General features: G+C 67.5%; 16 protein-coding genes. 10 read left to right on the forward strand and 6 right to left on the reverse strand.

Annotation, left to right across the window (positions count from 1 at the left end; genetic code table 11):
• Positions 1 to 53 precede the first annotated feature (53 nt).
• Genes rfbD through argA form a run of 3 tightly spaced genes read right to left on the reverse strand, consistent with a single transcriptional unit; the run spans position 54 to position 3,423 of the window.
• The gene (gene rfbD / locus ABD022_RS05750) at positions 54 to 977 is read right to left on the reverse strand and encodes a dTDP-4-dehydrorhamnose reductase (protein ID WP_325124023.1); all 924 of its coding nucleotides are present in this window, start codon (positions 975 to 977) and stop codon (positions 54 to 56) included.
• Positions 974 to 2,071, reverse strand: a complete 1,098-nt coding sequence (rfbB, locus tag ABD022_RS05755) for a dTDP-glucose 4,6-dehydratase (protein WP_325124024.1) — start codon at positions 2,069 to 2,071, stop codon at positions 974 to 976. Before rfbB ends, rfbD begins: the two co-directional genes overlap by 4 nt.
• Positions 2,068 to 3,423, reverse strand: a complete 1,356-nt coding sequence (gene argA, locus ABD022_RS05760) for an amino-acid N-acetyltransferase (RefSeq protein WP_325124025.1) — start codon at positions 3,421 to 3,423, stop codon at positions 2,068 to 2,070. Before argA ends, rfbB begins: the two co-directional genes overlap by 4 nt.
• A gap of 150 nt (positions 3,424 to 3,573) precedes the next feature.
• Between argA and hrpA the strand changes: the two genes are divergently transcribed.
• The 8 genes from hrpA to ABD022_RS05800 are packed head-to-tail and all read left to right on the forward strand — an operon-like array spanning position 3,574 to position 16,629.
• Entirely contained in the window at positions 3,574 to 7,413 is a 3,840-nt protein-coding gene (gene hrpA / locus ABD022_RS05765; protein ID WP_343820412.1) for an ATP-dependent RNA helicase HrpA, read from the forward strand.
• Between the two features lie 27 nt (positions 7,414 to 7,440).
• The gene (gene dnaE, locus ABD022_RS05770; RefSeq protein WP_343820413.1) at positions 7,441 to 10,920 is read left to right on the forward strand and encodes a DNA polymerase III subunit alpha; all 3,480 of its coding nucleotides are present in this window, start codon (positions 7,441 to 7,443) and stop codon (positions 10,918 to 10,920) included.
• On the forward strand, positions 10,917 to 12,014 hold the full coding sequence (locus ABD022_RS05775) for a glycosyltransferase family 4 protein (protein WP_325124028.1): 1,098 nt from the start codon (positions 10,917 to 10,919) through the stop codon (positions 12,012 to 12,014). The genes dnaE and ABD022_RS05775 overlap by 4 nt, the downstream gene beginning before the upstream one ends.
• Positions 12,011 to 12,853, forward strand: coding sequence for a polysaccharide deacetylase family protein (locus tag ABD022_RS05780; RefSeq protein WP_325124029.1), 843 nt, complete (start codon positions 12,011 to 12,013; stop codon positions 12,851 to 12,853). Before ABD022_RS05775 ends, ABD022_RS05780 begins: the two co-directional genes overlap by 4 nt.
• The gene (locus ABD022_RS05785; protein WP_343820415.1) at positions 12,850 to 13,605 is read left to right on the forward strand and encodes a glycosyltransferase family 2 protein; all 756 of its coding nucleotides are present in this window, start codon (positions 12,850 to 12,852) and stop codon (positions 13,603 to 13,605) included. Before ABD022_RS05780 ends, ABD022_RS05785 begins: the two co-directional genes overlap by 4 nt.
• 4 nt (positions 13,606 to 13,609) lie before the next feature.
• Positions 13,610 to 14,731 (forward strand): glycosyltransferase, encoded by a 1,122-nt coding sequence (locus ABD022_RS05790; protein ID WP_343820416.1) that lies wholly within the window; start codon positions 13,610 to 13,612, stop codon positions 14,729 to 14,731.
• 7 nt (positions 14,732 to 14,738) lie between these two features.
• The gene (locus ABD022_RS05795) at positions 14,739 to 15,482 is read left to right on the forward strand and encodes a polysaccharide deacetylase family protein (RefSeq protein WP_343820418.1); all 744 of its coding nucleotides are present in this window, start codon (positions 14,739 to 14,741) and stop codon (positions 15,480 to 15,482) included.
• A complete protein-coding gene (locus tag ABD022_RS05800) occupies positions 15,475 to 16,629 on the forward strand; it encodes a glycosyltransferase family 4 protein (RefSeq protein WP_343820420.1) in 1,155 nt (384 codons plus the stop codon). Before ABD022_RS05795 ends, ABD022_RS05800 begins: the two co-directional genes overlap by 8 nt.
• 53 nt (positions 16,630 to 16,682) lie before the next feature.
• On the opposite strand, the gene ABD022_RS05805 is transcribed toward ABD022_RS05800, so the two are convergent.
• Together ABD022_RS05805 and ABD022_RS05810 are read right to left on the reverse strand one after the other, a co-directional pair.
• Entirely contained in the window at positions 16,683 to 17,447 is a 765-nt protein-coding gene (locus ABD022_RS05805) for a YdcF family protein (RefSeq protein ID WP_325124034.1), read from the reverse strand.
• Complete coding sequence (locus tag ABD022_RS05810) at positions 17,444 to 18,358, reverse strand: glycosyltransferase family 9 protein (protein WP_343820434.1); 915 nt, start codon at positions 18,356 to 18,358, stop codon at positions 17,444 to 17,446. Before ABD022_RS05810 ends, ABD022_RS05805 begins: the two co-directional genes overlap by 4 nt.
• A gap of 149 nt (positions 18,359 to 18,507) precedes the next feature.
• On the opposite strand from ABD022_RS05810, the gene msbA reads away from it, so the two are divergent.
• On the forward strand, positions 18,508 to 20,394 hold the full coding sequence (msbA, locus tag ABD022_RS05815; RefSeq protein ID WP_343820422.1) for a lipid A export permease/ATP-binding protein MsbA: 1,887 nt from the start codon (positions 18,508 to 18,510) through the stop codon (positions 20,392 to 20,394).
• Positions 20,391 to 20,828, forward strand: a complete 438-nt coding sequence (locus ABD022_RS05820; protein ID WP_325127465.1) for a hypothetical protein — start codon at positions 20,391 to 20,393, stop codon at positions 20,826 to 20,828. Before msbA ends, ABD022_RS05820 begins: the two co-directional genes overlap by 4 nt.
• A 39-nt stretch (positions 20,829 to 20,867) precedes the next feature.
• Here the strand turns inward: ABD022_RS05820 and rng are convergent, their stop codons facing one another.
• Positions 20,868 to 22,343 (reverse strand): ribonuclease G, encoded by a 1,476-nt coding sequence (gene rng, locus ABD022_RS05825; RefSeq protein WP_343820424.1) that lies wholly within the window; start codon positions 22,341 to 22,343, stop codon positions 20,868 to 20,870.
• Positions 22,344 to 22,619 lie beyond the last annotated feature (276 nt).

Consider the following 22,619-nt stretch of genomic DNA (forward strand, 5'->3'; position numbering starts at 1 on the left):
GTGCGTTGCTGTGGGAAAGCCGGCATTGTAGCCCCGAGCCGGTGGCCGCCGCTTCAGGCGCCTGCCGTTTTCCAGGCCTTCAGGACCTGGTCCAGTCCGATGCGCCAATCGCGTGCCAGCGGCCCGAGCAAGGTTTCCAGCCGGGTGCAATCCAGCCGGCCGTTGGCAGGGCGCGGTTCGGGCGAGGGCCATTCGGCCGATGCGATCGCCTCCACGCTGGGCAGCCGCGCGATCAGGCCCAGGGCATGGGCCCGTGCAAGGATTTCCCGGGCGAAGCCGTGCCAGCTGATCCAGGGGTGACCGCCAAAGTGATACACGCCGCCCGGCGTGTCGCCGGCAGGCCTCAGGGCCAGGGCATGCAGGACCTGGGCCAGGTGGCCGGCCCAGGTGGGGCCGCCGATCTGGTCGTCGATCACGCGCAGGGTTTCGTGCTGCCCGCCCAGGCGCACCATGGTGCGCACGAAGTTGTGCCCCCAGGCGCTGAAGACCCAGCCCGTGCGCACGACGAGGGCCTGGGGGGCGGCGGCCAGGACTGCCTGTTCACCCTCGAGCTTGTCGCGCCCGTAGGCGTTGAGGGGGGCGGTGGCGTCTTCTTCCCGGTAGGGGCGGCCCAGCCGCCCATCGAAGACGTAGTCGGTGGATACATGCAGCAGCCGGATGCCGCGCGCCGCGCAGGCACGTGCCAGCACCCCCGGGGCGGCCGCGTTGATGGCGTGGGCCGGATCCCGTTCGGCGGCAGCCCGGTCCACTGCCGTGTAGGCTGCCGCATTGATCAGGCGATCGGCCGGATGCGCATCCAGCCAGGCGGCCACGGCATCGGGCTGCGTGATGTCCAGTTGCGGCCGGCTCAGGAATTCGTAGCGCGCCTCGCCGGGGCGCTGCCGGGCCAGGGCGCGCAGCGAACGTCCCAACTGGCCGTCGGCGCCGGTGACCAGGATGCGCAACGGCGCATCGGTCCGGCAGCCCGGCGCGTTCATGCGGCCGGGCCCTCTGCGGGGGTGGTGACCGGGTCTCCGAGGCCCAGGCGCTGGCGCTGGTAGCTGCCGTCCTGCACGCGGCGGCACCAGTCGCGGTGCTCCAGATACCATTGCACGGTCTTGCGCAAGCCGGAGGCGAAGGTTTCCCGGGGTGCCCAGCCCAGTTCGCGTTCGATCTTGCCGGCGTCGATGGCGTAGCGCATGTCGTGTCCCGGACGGTCCGCCACGTAGGTGATCAGGTCGGCATAGCGCGCCACGCCGGCGGGGTGCTCGGGAGCCAGCTCCTCGAGCAGTTCGCAAAGGGCGCGCACCACATCGATATTGCGCTGTTCGTTGTGGCCGCCGATGTTGTAGGTTTCCCCGGGTACGCCCGACTCGACCACGCGCAGCAGGGCGCGGGCGTGATCCTCGACATAGAGCCAGTCGCGGACCTGCAGGCCTTGACCGTAGACTGGCAGGGGCTTGCCTTCCAGGGCGTTCAGGATGATCAGCGGGATCAGCTTTTCCGGGAAGTGGTAGGGGCCGTAGTTGTTGGAGCAGTTGGTCACCAGCACCGGCAGGCCATAGGTGCGGTGCCAGGCCCGCACCAGGTGATCCGATCCCGCCTTGGTGGCGGAATAGGGCGAACTGGGGGCGTAGGGCGTGGTCTCGGTAAACAGGTTTCCGGTGCCGGCCAGGTCGCCGTAGACTTCGTCGGTGGAGATATGGTGGAAGCGGAAGGCGGCGCGTGCGGTGCCGTCCAATCCGTTCCAGTAGGCCCGGGCGGTTTCGAGCAGCGCATAGGTGCCGACCAGGTTGGTCTGGACGAAGGCGGCAGGGCCGTCGATGGACCTGTCCACGTGGGATTCCGCAGCCAGGTGCATCACGGCATCCGGCCGGTGGCGCGCGAATGCATCCGCCAGGCCCCGCGCGTCGCAGATATCCAGGTGTTCGAAGGCGTAGCGCGGGTCGTGCGCGACGGACTCCAGGGATTCCAGGTTTCCCGCATAGGTCAGCTTGTCGACATTGGCGACCGAGTGATCCGTATGGCCGATGATATGCCGGATCAGGGCCGACCCGATGAAGCCGGCACCGCCGGTGACGAGGATTTTCATAGCCTCTTGATGAATACCATGCTGTTGCGGGAATGATTGTAGTGGGCGCGTTTCTCGTGGGGCAGATCGGAAACGCCGCCCTGCACGAAGCCGCGCTTCAGGAACCAGTGCGAAGTGCGCGTGGTCAGCACGAACAGGCGCCGGGCGCCCAGTGCCCGAGCGCTGGTCTCGGCGTGGCGCAGCAGCTTTTCGCCATCGCCCGTGCCCTGCCATTCGGGGTGAACGATCAGGCAGGCCATCTCGGCCATGCCGTCTTCCAGGTAGGGAATCAGGGCCACGCAGCCATAGATCACGCCGTCGTGTTCCAGCACCGTGAATTTCTCCACGTCGCGTTCGATCACGGCGCGGCCGCGTGGCACCAGGGTGCCGTCGGCTTCCAGGGGTTCGATCAGCTGGACAATGGCGCCCACGTCGTCGGCCACGGCCGGCCGCAGGTCTTCCAGCGTGTCTTCGACCACCATGGTGCCCACCCCGTCGTGGGTGAAGATTTCCAGCAGGATGCTGCCGTCCATGGTGTAGGGCACCAGGTGGGCACGTGCCACGCCGCGCTTCACCGCCAGCGATGCGTGGCGCAGGAATGCGGACGTGTCTTCGTCGAGGATGCCCTGGGCGAGCAGCTCGTCGGCATCCTTGCGGGCCAGTTCCGTGTCGACCGAGCCGTCGGTCTCGGTGACGGTGCGGTTCTGCGTCAGGAAGATCAGCTTTTCGGCGCGCAGTGCCACGGCAGCATTGGTCGCCAGGTCTTCCATGGCCAGGTTGAAGGCTTCGCCGGTGGGCGAAAAACCCAGCGGCGAGAGCAGCACGATGGCTCCCTGGCTGATCACGTTGCGCATCGCCTCGATGTCGAGCTTGCGCACCGTGCCGGCGCGCCGGTAGTCCACGCCGTCGATGACGCCGACCGGCCGCGCGGTGACGAAATTGCCGGAGATCACCCGGATCTTGGCATGCGACATGGGGGTGTTGGGCAGTCCCTGGCTGAAGGCGGCCTCGATGTCCAGGCGGATCTCGCCGGCGGCTTCCTTGGCGCATTCGAGGGCCTCGGGGCTGGTGGGCTCGGTGCCCCGGCCGAATTGGGTGGCATGGCCTTTCAGGCGCAGCTGCTCGTTGACCTGGGGACGGGATCCATGCACCAGCACCAGCTTGATGCCCAGTGCGGACAGCAGCGACAGATCGGCCACCAGGTCTTCCAGGCCACCGTCCTCGATCAGCTCGCCGCCGAAGGCCACCACGAAGGTCTTGCCGCGGAAATCGTGCACGTAGGGCGCGACTTCGCGGAACCACCGCACGAACTGCGCGGGAGCGAATTCAGGAGCATCCTGGGCGGAATAGGTGTCGGTTTCGGCGGAACTCATGGCGGATGGCGGACTCGGAGGCAGTATCGAGGTGGAAGAACGTCGGATTCTGGCGATAGCGAAATTATAATGAGCGATTGCTCTTTTCCCGACAGCATTCTGTGGCGGGGGAAGAACAGCACGCTTCATCCCCCCGTGGAATCCGACGTCTTGCCAGAAAATCCATCGCAGCCGACCCGCCGGGCCCCCGCCCGGACCGCGCAGCCACGCCCGCCCGCCGGCGCCGGCGACCGTCCCCTGCCGCCCATCCACTATCCGGAAAACCTGCCCGTCAGCGCCTGCCGCCAGGAGATCGCGCGAGCCATCGCCGAGCATCCCGTGGTCATCGTCTGTGGCGAGACCGGCTCGGGCAAGACCACCCAGCTGCCCAAGATCTGCCTGGAACTGGGGCGCGGGCGCGAGGGCATGATCGGCCATACCCAGCCGCGCCGCCTGGCCGCGACGTCCGTCGCACAGCGCGTGGCCGAGGAACTGCGCACGGAAATCGGCGATTGGGTGGGCTACCAGATCCGCTTCTCCGAGCGCGCCGGTCCGGCCACCGCCATCAAGCTGATGACCGACGGCATCCTGCTGGCCGAAACCCAGCGCGATCCGCTGCTGCGCCGCTACGACACCCTGATCATCGACGAGGCGCACGAGCGCAGCCTGAACATCGATTTCCTGCTCGGCTTCCTGAAGCGCCTGCTTGCGCGCCGCAAGGACCTGAAGCTGATCATCACCTCGGCCACCATCGACGCGGACCGCTTCGCCCGGCACTTCGGCACCCAGGATCGGCCGGCCCCGGTGATCCAGGTCTCGGGCCGCCTGTTTCCGGTGGAACTGCGCTACCGCCCCGTGCGGCAGGATGGGGATGAGGATGCGGCGGGGCGCAGGCCGGGGCAGGGCGACGAGGAGCGCGACCTGGTGGATGCCGTGGTGGACGGCGTGGATGAGTGCGCCCGCCATGGCTCCGGCGACGTGCTGGTCTTTCTGCCCGGCGAGCGGGAAATCCGCGAATGCGCCGAGGCCCTGCGCAAGCGGCACCCGGCAGGCGCCCTGGTGCTGCCGCTGTATGCACGGCTGTCGCGCGCCGAACAGGAGCAGATATTCCATCCGCGCGGCAACGCACGGCGCATCGTGCTGGCCACCAATGTGGCCGAGACCTCGCTCACGGTGCCGGGCATCCGCTATGTCGTGGACAGCGGCCTGGCACGCATCAAGCGTTATTCCTGGCGCAGCAAGGTCGAGCAGCTGCGCATCGAGCCCATCAGCCAGGCTTCGGCCAACCAGCGCGCGGGCCGTTGCGGCCGCCTGGGGCCGGGCGTGTGCATCCGTCTTTATTCCGAAGACGACTTCAGGCAGAGGCCGGCCTTCACGGATCCGGAAATCCTGCGCTCTTCCCTCGCGTCCGTCATCCTGCGGATGAAGTCGCTGCGGCTGGACGACATCGAGGCCTTTCCCTTCGTCGAGCCGCCCACGGGCCGCGCCATCGCCGACGGCTACCAGTTGCTGCAGGAACTGGGTGCGCTCGATGAGCACAACCGCCTCACCCCGGTGGGCCGCGCCCTGGCGCGCCTGCCCGTCGATCCGCGCATCGCGCGCATGGTCTTCGCCGCGCACGAACAGCAATGCCTGGCAGAAATCCTCGTCATCGCCGCCGCGCTGTCCGTACAGGATCCGCGCGACCGCCCGATGCAGGCGCGCGAGGCCGCCGACAACGCCCACGCCCAGTTCAACGACAAGCAGTCGGAATTCCTCGCCTGGCTGAAACTCTGGCAATGGTACGGCGAGCAGGTCGAGCACAAGGCCTCCCAGCGGAAACTGGTGGAGCAGATCCGTGCGAAATTCCTGTCGCCCATCCGGCTGCGCGAATGGCACGACACGCATACGCAGTTGCTGACCCTGGCACGCGAACAGGGCTGGCGGCTGAACCAGACGCCCGCCACGCGCGAACAGATCCACATGGCCCTGCTGGCCGGGCTGCTGGGCAACATCGGCATGAAATCCGAGGACGGCGGCCTGTACCAGGGCGCGCATGGCATCCGCTTCGCCATCCATCCGGGCTCGCCCCTGCAGAAGAAGGCCGGCCGCTGGATCCTGGCGGCCGAGCTGGTGGAGACTACCCGCCTGTATGCCCGCTGCGTGGCCCAGATCGAGCCGACCTGGGTCGAGCGGGCCGGGGCGCACCTGCTCAAGCGCGCCTGGTCCGATCCACGCTGGGAAAAGAAGGCCGGCCAGGTCGTCGCCAACGAGCGCGGCACGGTGCATGGCCTGCCGGTGTACACCGGGCGCCGCGTGCACTATGGCCGCATCGACCCCGCGGCCGCTCGCGAGATCTTCATCCGCGACGCCCTGGTGCCGGGGGACATCGACAGCAAGCTGCCCTTCATCGCCCACAACCGGCGGCTGATCGCTTCCATCGAGCGGCTGGAGCACCAGAGCCGCCGCCCGGACATCCTGGTCGACGACGCGTTGATCCATGCTTTCTACGACCGCCAGATTCCGGCCGACGTATGCCAGACGGCCACGCTGGAAGCCTGGTACAAAGGTCTGGGCCGGGAAGAAGCGAACCGGTTGAACCTGAGCCGCGACGAGCTCATGCGCCATGACGCCGCCGGCGTCACGACCGAAGTCTTCCCGCGCCGCCTGGCCTGGGCCGGAACCGAGCTGGCGGTGGACTACCATTTCGAGCCCGGCTCGCCGCGCGACGGCATGACGCTGACCGTACCGCTGTTCGCGCTCAACCAGCTCGACGCAGCGCGCTGCGAATGGCTGGTGCCCGGCATGCTCAAGGAAAAAGTCCACCTGCTGCTGAAATCCCTGCCGCAAAAACTGCGCCGCCACTGCGTGCCCTTGCCCGACTACGCGGCCGGCTTCCATGAGCGCTGGTTCGAGCGTGCCGCCGATCCCGGCATGGGCCTGCTGGATGCCCTGTCCCAGGACATCTGGGAGCAATGCCGGGTACGCGTGCAAGCCGTGGATTTCAAGCTGGAGACCCTGCCTCCCCATCTGTTCATGAATTTCAAGGTGGTGGACGAGCACGGCCGCATGCTGTCCGGCGGCCGCAGCCTGGACCAGCTGCGTGCCGAGCACGGCCGCCAGGCCCAGGCGTCCTTCCAGCAGCTGGCGTCGCGCGACCAGCAGGCGTCCCAGGTGCTGAACCACGAAGGCCTCACTGCCTGGACCTTCGGCGACCTGCCGGAACTGCTGGAAATCCAGCGCGGCGGCCGGTCCCTGATCGGTTATCCGGCGTTGCGCGATCGCGGCGAATCCTGCGACCTGGACGTCTTCGACGATCCCCACGAAGCCCGGCGCGTGCATGCGGTCGGCCTGCGGCGGCTGTTCCGGCTGGCCCTGAGAGAGCAGGTCCGCTACCTGGAGAAAAACCTGCCGGATCTGACCCGCATGGGCATGCTTTACATGGACCTGGGCACGCAGCAGGAATTGCGCGACCAGCTGATCGATGCGGCGCTGGACCAGTCCTGCCTGATGGAGCCCTGGCCCGACAGCGCGCAGGCGTTCGAGCGCCGCTGCGAGGAAGGCCGCGCGCGCCTGGGCCTGCTGGCCCAGGAACTGGCGCGCCTGGCCGGTGCCATCCTGGCCGAACGCGCCGCCCTGATCAAGAAGCTGCCTCAGGCCCGGCCCTGGCCGCAGGCACAGCAGGATATCCGCCAGCAGCTCGACGCCCTGGTCGGACCGTCCTTCGTGCGCGATACGCCGCCCGAGCAGCTCGGGCATCTGCCGCGCTACCTGAAGGCGGCACAGCTGCGCATCGACAAACTGCGCGCGGATCCCGCGCGCGACGCCGCCGCGATGGCCGACATCGCCCGGCTGACTGCACCGTGGCAGCGCGCGCGGGCCGCCCTCAAGGGCGCCCCGGATGCCCGGCTCGACGCTTTCCGCTGGCAACTGGAGGAACTGCGCGTGGCGCTCTATGCGCAGACCTTGCGCACCCCCTTTCCCGTCTCGGTCAAGCGCCTGGAAAAGGCCTGGGCCGCCATGCCGCGGTAGCGCCCGGACACTCGATACAATCCCTTTATGACTACGTCCCCCGACACGCCCCTGTTCGTCCACTTGCGCAGCCACTCGGAGTTCTCCGTGGTGGACGGCATCGCGCGCATTCCCGACCTGATCGATCGGGCGCGGGAATTCGGCCAGCCGGCCATGGCGATCAGCGATCTGGCGAATCTGTTCGGCTGGATCAAGTTCTACAAGGCGGCCCGCAAGGCCGGCATCAAGCCCATCGCCGGCTGCGATGTCTGGCTCCATAATCCGGCCGACGAGGACAAACCCTTCCGCATTCTGCTGCTGGCTTCCTGCCATGCCGCCTATCTGGACCTGTGCGAACTGTTGGCGCGCGCATGGACGGAAAACAGCCAGCGGGGCAGGGCGGAAATGCGCCGTGAGTGGCTTTCGGGCAAGAACGGCCTGATCGTCCTGTCGGGCGCGCGCGGGGGCGACGTCGGCCAAGCCCTCGAGGCGGGTCGCGAAGAAGAGGCGCGCCGCCTCGCGCGCCAGTGGGCCGCCGATTTCCCGGATAGCTACTTCATCGAATTGCAGCGTGCCGGTTTCGACGGGGACGAAGCCTATGTCCAGTCGGCGCTGCGCCTGGCGGGGGATTGCGGCCTGCCCGTGGTGGCCACTCACCCGATCCAGTTCATCGCGCCGTCCGACTTCCGTGCCCACGAGGCCCGCGTCTGCATCGCCGAAGGCGAACTGCTGGGCAATCCGCGCCGCGTCAGGCGCTTCACCCCAGAGCAGTACATGCCCGACAGCGCCGACATGGCGCGCCGTTTCGCGGACGTGCCTTCGGCCCTGGAGAACGCGGTGCAGATCGCCCGCCGCTGCAACCTGACCCTGACCCTGGGCCAGCCGCAGCTGCCGCTGTTTCCCACGCCCGACGGCGTATCCCTGGACGACTACCTGGTGCAGCTGGCCAACGAGGGCCTGGTCCGCCGCATGGCCCAGCTGTACCCCGATGCCGACGAGCGCGCCCGCCGCATGCCCGCCTATCAGGAACGCCTGGACCTGGAATGCCGGACCATCATCAGCATGGGCTTCCCGGGCTATTTCCTGATCGTGCAGGACTTCATCAACTGGGGCAAGAGCCACGGTGTGCCGGTCGGGCCGGGGCGGGGGTCGGGCGCGGGCTCGCTGGTGGCCTTCAGCCTGGGCATCACCGACCTGGATCCCCTGCGCTACGACCTGCTGTTCGAACGGTTCCTGAATCCCGAACGCGTGTCGATGCCCGACTTCGACGTGGATTTCTGCCAGGACAACCGCGAGCGGGTCATCGAGTACGTCAAGGAAAAGTACGGCCGCGACGCCGTCAGCCAGATCGCCACTTTCGGCACCCTGGGCGCCAAGGCCGTGGTGCGCGACGTCGGCCGCGTCCTGGAGATGCCCTACAGCGTCTGCGACCGGCTCTCGAAGATGATCCCCTTCAATCCGGCCGATCCCTGGTCGCTGGACCGCACGCTGGAACACGAGCCTGCCTTCCGCGAACTGTACGACACGGATGAAGAAATCCGCGCCCTGATCGATCTGGCCCGGCCCCTGGAAGGCCTGACGCGCAATATCGGCATGCATGCCGGCGGGGTGCTGATCGCGCCGGGCAAGCTGACGGATTTCTGTCCCCTGTACTGCCAGCCGGGCAGCGAATCCAGCGTCGTGTCCCAGTTCGACAAGGACGACGTCGAGGCCGCCGGCCTGGTCAAGTTCGACTTCCTGGGCCTGCGCAACCTGACCATCCTGGATTGGGCGGTGCGCTACGTGCGCGAGTTCAATCCGGACAAGCGCGACTTCGACCTGATGAGCCTGCCGCTGGACGACCAGGCCACCTACGACCTGCTGTCGGCGGCCAACACCACGGCGGTGTTCCAGCTCGAATCGCGCGGCATGAAAGAGCTGCTGAAAAGCATGCGGCCCAACACCTTCGAAGACGTGGTCGCCCTGCTGGCGCTGTTCCGCCCCGGGCCGCTGGAATCCGGCATGGTGGTCGATTTCGTCAACCGCAAGCACGGCCGCGCCGAGGTCGACTATTTCCATCCCGACCTGGAACCCGTGCTCAAGAGCACCTATGGCGTCATCGTCTACCAGGAACAGGTGATGCTGATCTCGCAGATCATCGGCGGCTATTCCCTGGGCGGCGCCGACCTGCTGCGCCGCGCGATGGGCAAGAAAAAGCCCGAGGAAATGGCCAAGCACCGGGTCATCTTCCAGGAAGGCGCCGCCAAGAAGGGCTACGACCCGGAACTTGCCGCCCATCTGTTCGACCTGATGGAAAAGTTCGCGGGCTATGGTTTCAACAAGAGCCACTCGGCCGCCTATGCCCTGATTTCCTACCAGACCGCCTGGCTCAAGGTCTACCATCCGGCGGAATTCCTGGCCGCGACCATGCTGTCGGACATGGACGACACGGACAAGATCCAGGTCTTCTGGCGCGACGCGCTGGAAAATGGCGTGGCCGTGCTGCCGCCCGACGTCAACGCATCCGGCTATCGCTTCGCGCCCGTGGCCGACGAGCACACGGCCCAGGGCCGTCCTCCGCGCACGATCCGCTATGGGCTGGGCGGGGTCAAGGGCACCGGCCAGTCGGCCGTCGAAGCCATTGTTGCAGCCCGCGAGGCTGGCGGTCCTTTCACTGGACTGTTCGACTTCTGCGCGCGGGTGGACCGCCACGCCGTCAACCGGCGCACCATAGAAGCCCTGATCCGGGCCGGGGCCTTCGATTCGCTGGAACCCAACCGCGCGGCCTTGCTCGAAGCCCTGGGCAGCGCCATCGAAGCCGCCGAGCAGGCCGAGCGCAATGTCAACCAGGTCTCGCTGTTCGATGACGATACCGACGCGCTGGTGGCCGACGAGGTGGCGCGCGTCCCACCCTGGGACCTGGAAACCCATCTGACGGAAGAAAAGACCGCTCTGGGCTTTTATTTCAGCGGCCATCTGTTCGATGCATGGCGCGACGAGATCCGCCGCGTCGCGCCCACGCCGCTGGCACGATTGGCGCCATCGCGCGGCCAGCAGTGGCTGGCGGGCGTCCTCGCCGAAGTGCGCGTGCGCATGACCCGGCGCGGCAAGATGCTGTATGCCCTGCTGGACGACGGCAGCGCCCAGATCGAGGTCGCGATCTTCAACGAGCTGTACGAGCAGCACCGCCAGAGCCTGAAGGAAGACCGCCCCCTGGTGATTCTGGGGCGCGTCAGCCATGATGATTATTCGGGCGGCCTGCGCGTCTCGGCCGACGATCTGTACGATCTGCAGCGCATTCGCGAAAGTCGCGCCCGCAGCCTGCGCTTGTCCGTGACGGATGAACTGGATCCCGGCCGCCTGGAAGACCTGCTGGCGCCCTGGCGTTCGGCCGAATCGGGCGTGCCGGTGGAATTGCGCCTGCGCGGCCCGCGCTTTTCCTGCCTGCTGCGACTGGGCGAGGACTGGCGCGTTCGCATGGACGAGGCCCTGATCGCGGATGCGCGGCAGTGGCTGTCCCATGACAATGTGGAGATCAACTACGGATGAAGCCGCTGCGCATCCTGCATTCCGAAGCGGCGACCGGCTTTGGTGGCCAGGAAAACCGCATCTTCAAGGAAATGTGCGCCATGCGCGAGCATGGCCATCACCTGGAGGCCGTTTGCCAGCCGCATGCGCGGCTCGCGCAGCGCCTGGCCGACGAAGGCTTCACCGTGCACACGATGCTGATGGACGGCCCGCGCAACTACGCGCGCGGCGTGGTCCGGCTGCGCCGCATCCTGAAAGAGGGCCGCTTCGACGTGCTGAACACGCACAGCCGGCGCGATACGATGCTGGCGGGGGTGGCCGCGCGTCTGGCGGGCACGCCGCTGATCGTGCGCACGAGACACCTGGCCGTCAGGCCCGGCTCGCTGGTGTCCTACACGGGGGTGCCGCATTGCGTGACGACGGTCAGCGAACACGTCCGCCGCCTGCTGCTGGAACGCGGCGCCGCACCGGAACGCGTGGCCACGGTCTATTCCCCGATTCCGTTGCCCGACCCTGTAGCACACTCCACCCTGCGCGCCGAACTCGGCCTGCCTGCGGACGCCATCGTGGTCGGCTGCGTGTCCGTGATGCGGGAAAAGAAAGGGCACCGGGCCTTGATCGATGCCATGGCCGGCCTGCTGAAGCGCCCGGACGTTTTCCTGGTCCTGGTGGGCGACGGCTCTCCCACATTGGAAAACCTGCAGGCCTACGTGCGCACGCTCGGGTTGAGCGACAAAATCCTGTTCACGGGGCGCCGGTCCGACATTCCCAATGTGCTGGCGGGTTTCGACCTGTTTGCCTTGGCAACCGAACAGGAAGCCTCCGGCACGGTTTTTGTCGAGGCCGCAGCCGCCGGCCTGCCGGTGATCGGCACCGACGTGGGCGGCGTATCGGAAATGCTGCAGGACGGAGAGACCGGCCTGCTCGTGCCCCTGCACGATGCGGCTGCACTGACGGCGGCGCTCACGGCGCTGATCGAAGATCCGGAACGGCGCCGAGCGATGGGCCGGGCGGGAATGAGGGCGGTGCGCGAAGGCGATCGCTTCACCCTGGACGGGCTGGTGCGGCGTACGGAACAATGCTACGGGCAATGGTTGAAGGAGCGCGCCACATGAACCGCAGCCGCACGGTCCCCGTGCTGATGTACCATCACGTCACGCCCGCGGGCGGGGACATCAATGTCACGCCGGAGCATTTCCGCGACCAGTTGGCCTGGTTGCGGGACCACGGCTATCGCAGCCTGACGTGCGATGAGTTCGCCGCGCATCTGGCGGGGGCCCCCGTGCCCTCGCGCTCCGTGCTGATCACCTTTGACGACGGCTATCTGGACAACTACGTGCACGCCTGGCCGCTGCTGCGCGAATATGGTTTCCATGCGGTGATTTTCCTGGTCACGTCCTGGATCGGGGACGGCCCTGCGCGGGCCTGCGCGGGCGAGGCCGAGGCATCGTTGCCGGAAACGCCCGACCATGCCGAATGCATGCGCCGTGTCGCGGCCGGGAATGCCGCCAGCATTGCCCTGCGCTGGTCGGAAGTCGAGCGGATGCGGGCCGGCGGAGTGTGCGAATTCCATAGCCATACGCATACCCATACTCGCTGGGACAAGCAGGACGGCGACAAGAACGCCCGCATGGCCGACGAGCTGGCCCAGTCGCGCGCCTGCCTGGCACGGCACCTGGGCGAGGTCTCCGACCACCTGTGCTGGCCGCAGGGGTATTTCGATGACGATTATGTCCGCATCGCCCTGGCGGCCGGTTTCCGTCATCTGTATACGACGCGTGCCTTCGGCCGCAACCGGCCCGGATCGGACCCGGCCTCGATCTTCCGTTTCGCCGTGCGCAATACCTCGGGCGCCTCCGTCGGCCGGCGCATCCGCGTGGCGGCTCATCCGCTGTTCGGGCCGGTCTTCAACGCCTGGAAACGATGGAAGCGCGGCCAGCGCTACGCAGGATGAAGCTTTCGGTCATCATCATCACCAAAAACGAGGCCGCGCACATCGGCGAATGCCTCGATTCCGTGGCCTTCGCGGACGAGATCGTGGTGCTGGATTCCGGCAGCACGGACGAGACCTGCTCGATCGCCCGGGCGCGGGGAGCGCGGGTGGAAGTCTCGCCGGACTGGCCTGGCTTCGGCCGGCAGAAGAACCGTGTCCTGGACCTGGCGACCGGCGACTGGGTGCTGTCCATCGATGCCGATGAGCGGGTGACCCCCGAGCTGGCGCGGGCGATCCGGCAGGCCGTCGAATCTCCTGGCGCGGATGCCTACCGCATTGCCCGGCTGTCGAATTTCTGCGGTCGCTGGATCCGCCACAGCGGCTGGTGGCCGGATTACGTGGTGCGCCTGTTCCGCCGCGGGGCGGGGCGCTTCACCGATGCGGCCGTGCATGAACGGGTCCAGGTCCAGGGGCGCACGGCCACACTGTCCGGGCATTTCCTGCACTACCCTTATGCCAGCCTGGAAGTGTTCGTCGACAAGATCAACCGCTATTCCACCGAGGCCGCGTACGGCGCCTTCGAGCGGGGGCGCCGGACTACGGCGCTGGGGCCGTTCGGCCATGGCGCCTGGACCTTCATCCGCCACTACGTCCTGCGGCGCGGTTTCCTGGATGGCTGGCAAGGCCTGGTGCTGGCCGGGATGGCGGCCACGGGCAGCTTTTATCGTTACGTGAAACTGTATTGGCTGGGGCGTCAATCCCGGCATTCCTGAGGGCATGAGGATTCTCTACACCAATTTCCATCCGCGAAATGGCGGTGGTCATGCGACGTACGTCGCCAATCTGGCCCGTTCCTTCCAGGGCGAACACCAAGTCACTGTGACGACTCCGAGCACCAGCCGCCTGTTCGCCCAAGCGAGCCGGATCCCCGGCGTGCGCTGCGTGGATGCTTCATTCAGCACGCGTCCGGGGCCGATGCTGGCCGAAGTCATCCGCTTGCGTCGCCTGCTGCGCGAAGGCGCCTACGACCTGGTCCACGTGAACGGATCGGCCGACCATCGCCAGGCCATGCTGGCTCGCCTGGGGTTGCGCCGCCCGCCGCGCATCGTCTGGACCAAGCACAACACCATGCCGGTGCGGGGCTTCGGCCACTGGCTGCGGGCCTGTCTCGGCACGGATGGGGCGATCGGGGTATGCGATCACGTGAGCGGCCTGCTGCGTGACTCCCATTATCGGGGGCTCCCGGTCCATACCGTCCGCCTGGGGGTGGACACGGATCACTTCCGGCCGGCCGTGCCCGATGAATCCAGGCAGGCGCGGATGGAGCTGCTGGGTGAAATCCCGGTGGGAACGCTGGTGCTGGGCAGCGTGGGCGGAACGGACCGGGCCAAGGGCTGGATGACGCTCGTGCAGGCGCTGGCGCGCTTGCCTCAGTCGGACCGCGACAGGTTCCGCCTGCTGGTGGCGGGCGACCCACCCAGGGGCACCCTGCGTCAGGAAGTCGAAGCGCTGGGCATGGCGCCCTGGACCGTATTTCCCGGCCTGGTGGCCGACCCCCGCCGCGTCCTGGCGGCCAGCGACGTCGGTTTCGTGGTGTCGTTCCAGGAGGCCGGTTCTTACGCGGCCTGCGAATCCCTGGCAATGGGCTTGCCGACGCTGGTGTCGGATGCCGGCGGCCTTCCCGAGCTGGTGCGCCACGGCATCGACGGCTGGATCCTTCCCGCCGGCAATGTGGATGCAGCCGAATCGTGGCTGCGGGACCGGTTGATGAATCCCCTGTCGGCCGACATGCCGGCAGCGGCCCGGGCCCGCGCGCTGGATTGCTTTTCCATGCCGGTCTTCGCGGAGAAGACACTGGCGTTCTACCGGCGGGTCTGCGCGCGGGGCCAGCCGATATAATCCGTCCATGATCCCTATCCTCATGTACCATCAGATCGGGGAACCCGGGCCGCGCGGTACGCCCTACCGGGGGCTTACCGTGCATCCGCGGGATTTCCGCCGCCAGATGCTGTGGCTCCGGCGCCTGGGCTACCGGGGGCTGTCGATGGCCAGGCTCGGGCCTTACCTGCGTGGGGAAAAGCACGGCAAGGTCGTCGGCATCACCTTCGACGACGGCTATGCCAATGTGCTGGAAAATGCGGTGCCGGTGCTCGAGGAATGCGGATTCGAGGCCACCAATTATTTTGTCGCCCGCCAGTTGGGGGGCAGCAATGTCTGGGATGCCGACGAGGGCGTGCCGCCATCGCCGCTGATGGATGCCGCCGGGGTGCGGGCCTGGGCGGCCGCCGGCCACGAGGTCGGCTCGCATACCCTGAACCATCCTGTCCTGCCGCGGATCTCGCCGGAACTGGCCGTCAACGAAATCCGCGATTCGCGCGATGCGCTGGAACAGATCGCCGGCGTGCCGGTAAAAGCCTTCTGCTACCCCTACGGCAAGTTCACGCCCGCGCTGGCGGATATCGTCCGCGAAGCCGGCTATGACAGCGCCACCACCACGGCGCGCGGCCTGGCGCGCCGGGACGACGATCCCTATGCGTTGCCGCGCGTGGCGGTCGTGCGGTCGACCCATCTTGTCCGTTTCCTGCAGAAATGCATGACGCAACTCGAAGACAGGCGCCGCCGCAAGGCCGAGGCCTCCGCGCATGGCTGAATCTCCGCTCTCCATCGCTTTCGTCGTCGATCGTTTCGGCAACCGTTATGGCGGGGCAGAAGCCTATGGTGTCGCGCTGATGCGGGAGCTGGCTGCCGCAGGCCATCGGATCACGGTCTTCGCCCGCGAATACGATCCCGCCTGCGACCTGCAGCTGCCGTTCCGGCCGATTGTGGTCGGCAGACGCTGGCCCAGCTGGATCCGGGTCTGGCTGTTCGCTCGGCGTGCGGCGAGCGCCACGCGCAAGGGCTATGACATCGTGCATTCCCACATGAATGGCTGGTGCGGCGATGTAGAGGTCGTGCACGTCACGCCGGTGCGCTACCGCTGGCGGGTGCAGCCCATGCCGGGCCTCAAGCGCTGGCTGTCGCGCCTCAGTCCCCGGGTCCGGACGTACCTGGGCCTGGAGGCCCGGCGCATGGCGCCGCGCCCGGGCCACAGGATCGTGGCGGTCTCGCAACTGATCGCTCACCAGCTGGCGCAGGCCTACGGCCCCGAGCTGGCCGCCCCCGTGATTGCGCCTGGCGTGGCGCAGGCCGAGCCGGTCACGCCAGAGCAGCGCCGCCTGATAAGGGCCGAGCTGGGTTTGCCGGCCGACGGCACGCTGTGTCTGCTGGTGGCCCGCAATCCGATGCGCAAGGGGTTGCCCACCGTTCTCCAGGCGCTGGCCAGCCTGCCCGAGGATGTACGGCTGCTGGTGGTGGGGGCCAACGCGGCCTCGCGCGAGAGCGTGGCCCGCGCTCCGGAATCGGTGCGTGCCCGGGTGCATCTGGTGGCGGAAACATCCCAGGTCGTGCCGTATTACCAGGCCGCCGATCTATACGTGCATCCCACCCTGAACGACAGCTTCGGCATGGCGCCCCTGGAAGCCATGTCCTTCGGGTTGCCGGTCATCCTGAGTCCCGCCCCCTGGTGCGGTTTCGCCCAGTACGTCCAGCCGGATGCCGAGGCCCTGGTCCTCAGCCACCCCGAGCAGGCGGATGAATTGGCGCAGGCGATCGAAAGGGTGCGCACGGACGCGGATCTGCGCGAGCGGCTGCGATCCGGGGCGATGGACGTGTCGGCCCGCCATGCCTGGCCCGAAGTGGCCCGCCGCTATTTGCAGTTGTACGCCGACATCCTGCTGGAACGCGGCGCTGCATCCTGAAAAGCCCGGACCCCGTCCGGTGCGCGGTGCCCCGCGGCCGGCGGAAGGTGGATTCAGGCCCAGCCGCGGGCCCAGTAGACCAGCAGGCCCAGATATTCCTTGATGATCGACCGGCTGGCATTGAGCGTGTGCAGATCGGGCAGCCAGAATGAGAAATCGGGGTCTTCCGGGACCACGATCTGGGGCGGGGAAGGCGCTGCGATCGGATCCAGGCCCTGGTTCTGGAAGCTGGCCATGGAACGAGGCATGTGCAAGGCGGACGTCACCAGCAGGAACCGGTCGATGCCCCGGTCACGCAGCAGCCGGGCCGTGAAGACCGCGTTCTCGCGTGTGGTGTCGCTCTGGTTTTCCTTCACGATGGCCTGGGCGGGCACCCCGTCGCGCTCCAGGGCCGCCGCCATCATCGATGCCTCGCTCAGCCCGCCATCGAGCGCTGCGCCTGAAACGACCACCAGGGGTGCGCGGCCGGCCGCGTACAGCTGCGCCGCCGTATCGGTGCGCAGGATCGCGGTGTCGCGGTCATAGGGTTCGAACCAGTTGCGCCGGCCGCTGGCGGTATTGCCTCCCAGGACGACGATCGCCTGGGCCGTCGGCATCATGTCCGCCGGTGCGTAGGGGTAGCGCTGCTCCAGCAGGCCGCCCGCCCACAGCGAGGACGTCGGCAGGGACCAGAACAGCACCCACGACAGGGCGCCGACCGCCAGGGCGCCGGCTGTTTTGCGCCAGCGCAGGATGAACAGGATCAGGGCCAGCACCAGCAGGGTGACCGACAGGTTCAGGGGAATCAACAGGTTGCCGAGAAAAGCTGTGATCGTCATGCGTCGGGCGGCGTGTCGAGAAGGTTCAGCGCGGTGGACAGGACTTCGGGGGCGGGGGGCCAGGCGTCCATGCGGCCCATGCGCACAGCCCGGTTGGACCAGGGACCGGTGCGGGCGGGGTCGGTGACGCCGAACAGCGTGATCTGCCGGGCCTGGGCGGCGGCGCCCAGGTGGGAAACCCCGGAGTCGTTGCAGATCACCAATGCCGCCCGCCGTGCGAGGGCGGCGAAAGCGCCCAGGCCCAGTGGAGGCAGCAGCAGCGCGGTGGGCGCGGCTTCACGTGCCGCCTGGCGCTCGGCTTCGGGAGGCGCCATGACGACCGTCAGTCCATGTGCCTGCAGAGAACGGGTCAGGCTGTCGAATCCCGGCCAGACCTTGACGCGGCCCTTGTGCAGGCCCGTGGCCGTGGGGGCTATCAGCACGTAACCGCCGCTGGCCAATCCCGCCTGCGCCAGGACCCGGGTTGCCTCGTCTTCGTGGGCGACGGCCGATCGCCAGCGCAGTTCTTCCGCGGGTTGGGCGGGAGGCAGTGGCAGGCGCCATTGCGTCAGCGCATGGCGGGTCAAGAGGTACCAGGACTGCACCGCGTGCAAGGGGCCGGCCGGCTTGGCGCAGGGCCAGCGCAGGATCAGGCTGCGGCCGTCGTCGCGGTAGCCGCAGCAGGGAATGCCCGCGAAGCGGAACACCAGCGCACTGGAAAGGGAATCGGGCAGCAGCAGGCCCAGGGGCCGTCCGATCTGCGCCTGCCGGCGGGCATTGCGCACGGCGGCGCGGTCGGCGCGCCACGAGCCCCGCATGGGGATGAATCCCGCCAGCGGATAGGCGGCCAGCAGGTCCTGCGCCCAGGGTCGGGCGCAGACCACGACGGGCAGGCCGGTATCCAGCAGGGCTTCCAGGCTGGGCAGGCTCATGCAGACGTCGCCGACCCAGTTGGGCAGGCGGACGTACAGGGCGGTGCTGGGGGAGGGTGTCAACGCGGCGGCTCCTGCATCGATCGCGGTCCGAAGGCGCGAACGGGCTAAAATGCGTGGTTCCCAAAGTATATAAGAGAGCGTGCCGGGTGAAGACCACGACCGACCATCCCTCGGACAGCCGCCCCGTGCGGCTGGAACTGTGGCGGCAGATCTACGTTCGCCTGGGTCGCGACTGGAAGGTCGGCCTGCTTGCCCTGGTGCTGCTCAGCATCGCCTCGGCCACCCAGCCGCTGCTGGCAGTCATCATGAAGCCCCTGCTCGACGAAGGCTTCACCGGTGCGCAGCCCGACTATATCTGGTCCATCCCCCTGGCCGTCGTCGGCCTGATGCTGCTGCGCGGCCTGTGCACCTTCGGGGGCACCTACCTGATGTCCTGGGTGGCCAACAACATGCTGCTGGCCTTGCGCCGCGACATGTTCGAGCGCCTGCTGGGCATGTCCGACGAAACCTTCCGTGCGCGGGACCATGGCCGCCTGCTGAATCGCTTCACCATCGATGCGGGCAATGTCAGCGGCCTGTCGACCGAGGTCATCCGAGTCATCGTGCGCGAATCCCTGACGGTCGTGGCCCTGCTGGCGGTACTGCTGTACATGTCCTGGCAACTGACCCTGATCGTGCTGGTGATGTTGCCGCTGTCCGTCCTGACGGGGCGCTATTTCATCCGCCGCCTGCGGCGCATCAACCGCGACACGATCAACATGAACGCGGAACTGACCCGCGTGGTATCCGAAGGCATCGCCGGCCAGCGGGTCATCAAGCTGTTCGACGGCTATGCGCGCGAGCGCGAGCGCTTTGCCTACGTCAACGCCCGCCTGCGCCGCTTCGCCATGCGCGCCGCCAGCGCGGATTCGGCCATGTCGCCGATATCCCAGTTCTTCGTTGCATTGTCCGTGGCCAGCGTCGTCGCCGTGGCCCTGTACCAGGCCAATCACCATGGCCTGACGGTGGGCAGCTTTGCGGCCTTCATGGCAGCGCTGGGGCAGATCTTCGATCCCCTGAAGCGGCTCACCAACATCGCCGGGGCGGCCCAGCGCATGCTGATCTCCGCCGAAAGCGTCTTTGCCCTGATCGACGAGCAGGTCGAGTCCGACACCGGCACCCGGGACATCCAGGGCCGCCTGCGCGGCGAGGTCGCCTTCCGGACCGTCACGCACCGTTTCCCCGACGCGGCCAGGGACACCCTGGACCAGGTGACGCTCACGGTCCGCGCCGGCCAGACGGTTGCACTGGTGGGCCGCTCGGGCAGTGGCAAGACCACGCTGGTGAACATGCTGCCGCGTTTCGTCGAACCTACCAGCGGCCAGGTGCTGATCGACGGCATCGACGTGCGCGAATTGCGGCTTGGCGCCCTGCGTTCCCAGCTGTCGCTGGTCAGCCAGGATGTCGTCATGTTCGACGGCACGATTGCGGAAAACGTTGCCTACGGCGCCCTGGGCGAAGTGCCCGAGGACCGCATCCTCGCTGCCCTTCAGGCCGCCAGCCTGCAGGAATTCGTCGACGGGCTGCCCGAAGGCATTCATACCCAGGTCGGCAGCAATGCCAGCGCGCTTTCGGGCGGCCAGCGCCAGCGCCTGGCCATCGCCCGGGCCCTGATCAAGAATGCGCCGATCCTGATTCTCGACGAAGCGACCTCGGCCCTCGACAATGAATCCGAGCGCCAGGTGCAGGCCTCGCTGGAACACCTGATGGCGGGCCGCACGACGCTGGTGATCGCTCACCGGCTCAGCACGGTGCAGAAGGCCGATTGCATCGTCGTCCTCGACCGCGGCCGCATCGTCGAGCAGGGCAGCCACGCCGAGCTGCTGGCTGCCGACGGCCTGTACGCCAGCCTGTATCGCCTGCAGTTCCGCGAAGAGACCGAGCCGGCATCCGACACCCCCGCTGCGCAGGCCGGTCCAGAATTCCCTCAACCCCCGGCGCCCCCGGCCCCCGGTTCCGCCGGCGACGGCGAGGCCTCACGGAGATCGTCATGAAAACCGCATTCGCCCTGGCCTCGCTGGCCGTGCTGGCAGCCTGCGCCGCACCCACCGGCCTGACCATCGAGCAGCTGGAAAACGACCGCTATCAGGTCACCGAGCGCCGCCGCCTGCCCATCGATTTCGCAGGGGTCCAGCGCAATCTGTTCCGGCATGCGGCGGTCTGCCACGAGACCTATACCTTCGAAATGGTGCCCGGCGAGTCCGCCTTCGGACGCGTCGTCTATCGCCCGACGCCCGATGCCGGCTGGGACAGCAGCGTCGTGCTCGACCTGACGCTGCTGCACAACCGCAGCATCAATGTCCGGGCCTACAGCTACCGGGCGGGCCAGATGGACCGGGTCCACAAGATGATGACCGCCATGCTGCAGCCGGATTCCTGCGAAGCCAGCAGCAAGTGGGAAAACAAGATGGATGACGGCGGCGAGTAGCCGCCCTGCAGCCATGGCCCGACGGCCATGGCTGCGCGGCTAGAGCAGCACGATGTCGTACTGCTCCTGGCTGTAGCCGGCCTCGACCTCCAGCGAGATCGGCTTGCCGATGAAGTCGCCCAGCAGCGCCAGGTGCTGGCTTTCTTCTTCCAGAAACAGGTCGATCACGGGCTGCGCGGCCACGATGCGGAATTCCTTGGGGTCGAACTGGCGCGCCTCGCGCAGGATTTCCCGCAGGATTTCATAGCACAGCGTGCGCGGCGTGCGTACCGTGCCACGCGATTCGCAGGTGGGGCAGGGCTCGCAGAGCTGGTGCGCCAGTGAATCGCGGGTGCGCTTGCGGGTCATTTCCACCAGCCCGAGCTGGCTGAAGCCACTGACCGTCGTGCGGGTCCGGTCGCGTGCCAGGGCCTTGTTCAGTTCGGCCAGCACGGAAGCCTGGTGCCCTGGATCGTCCATGTCGATGAAGTCCAGCACGATGATGCCGCCCAGGTTGCGCAGCCGCAGCTGCCGGGCGATGGCCACCGCCGCCTCCAGGTTGGTCTTGAAGATCGTGTCGTCGAAATTGCGCCCGCCGACGAAGCCTCCCGTATTCACGTCCACGGTGGTCAGGGCCTCCGTCTGGTCGATGATCAGGTAACCACCCGACTTCAGGTCCACGCGGCGTGAAAGCGCCCGGGCGATCTCTTCATCCACGTTCGCCGTGTCGAACAGCGGACGATTGCCGCTGTAGTGATGGATGCGGTCCACCACCGACGGGGTATAGCGCTGCGCCCATTCGATCAGTTCCTGGGTCACCGTGCGCGAGTCGACCGTGATGGAGGCTGTCTCGGGCGTCACCATGTCCCGCAGCACGCGCTGCGCCAGGGTCGGCTCCACATAGACGGGCGAAGGTGCCGGCGCCTGGCGGATGCGGGCCTGGATATTGGCCCACAGCGTGCGCAGATAGGCGATGTCGGCCGCCAGCTCTTCGTCGCTGGCATCCTCTGCCTGGGTGCGCACGATGAAGCCGCCGGGCTCGTCGTCCGGCCTGAGCGCCAGCAGCCGTTCACGCAGCGCATTGCGCTCGGCCTCGTCGCCGATGCGCTGGGAAATGCCGATGTGCGGTTCATGCGGCAGGTAGACCAGCATTCGCCCGGCTATGCTGATGTGGGTCGACAGCCGTGCACCCTTGGTGCCGAGCGGATCCTTGATCACCTGCACCAGCAGCGGCTGGCCTTCGAACAGCAGTTTCTCTATGGGAGTCTGTTGCGCATGGTCGCTGCCGGTGCGGACGTGGCGGTTCTGGCGCAGGTCGGCGACGTGGATGAACGCTGCGCGTTCCTGCCCGATGTCCACGAAGGCGCTCTGCATGCCGGGCAGCACGCGGGCGACGCGCCCCAGGTACAGGTTGCCGACATGGCCGCGCTGGATGCTGCGCTCGATGTGCAGTTCCTGCACGACGCCCTGGGCCGTCAGGGCGACACGGGTTTCGAATGGGGTGACGTTGATGAGGATGTCTTCGCTGCCGGACATGGTGGATTGTTCTTTTATTCGTTGATGAGCATTGCACGTCAATTTATCACCTCGGACGCAAGGCGGGATGGCGGTGGCCCTGGTGGGGGCAGGCCGAGCGCGGGTTTGTGAGCCCGGGGCGATTGCAGCCGGCGGGGTTGGCAGAGAGGCAGCCCGGATGTCCCGGACATCGTTTCATAGGAGAGTGCAAAGAATTTTTCAGGAAGGTTTGCACCCGCTTTAAAAAGCGTGCTATAGTCTCGTTTCTTCGCCGCCAGGCACTCGGGTTAACCCCTA

Source organism: Castellaniella daejeonensis (genome assembly GCF_039523555.1).
Lineage (GTDB): Bacteria > Pseudomonadota > Gammaproteobacteria > Burkholderiales > Burkholderiaceae_B > Castellaniella > Castellaniella daejeonensis.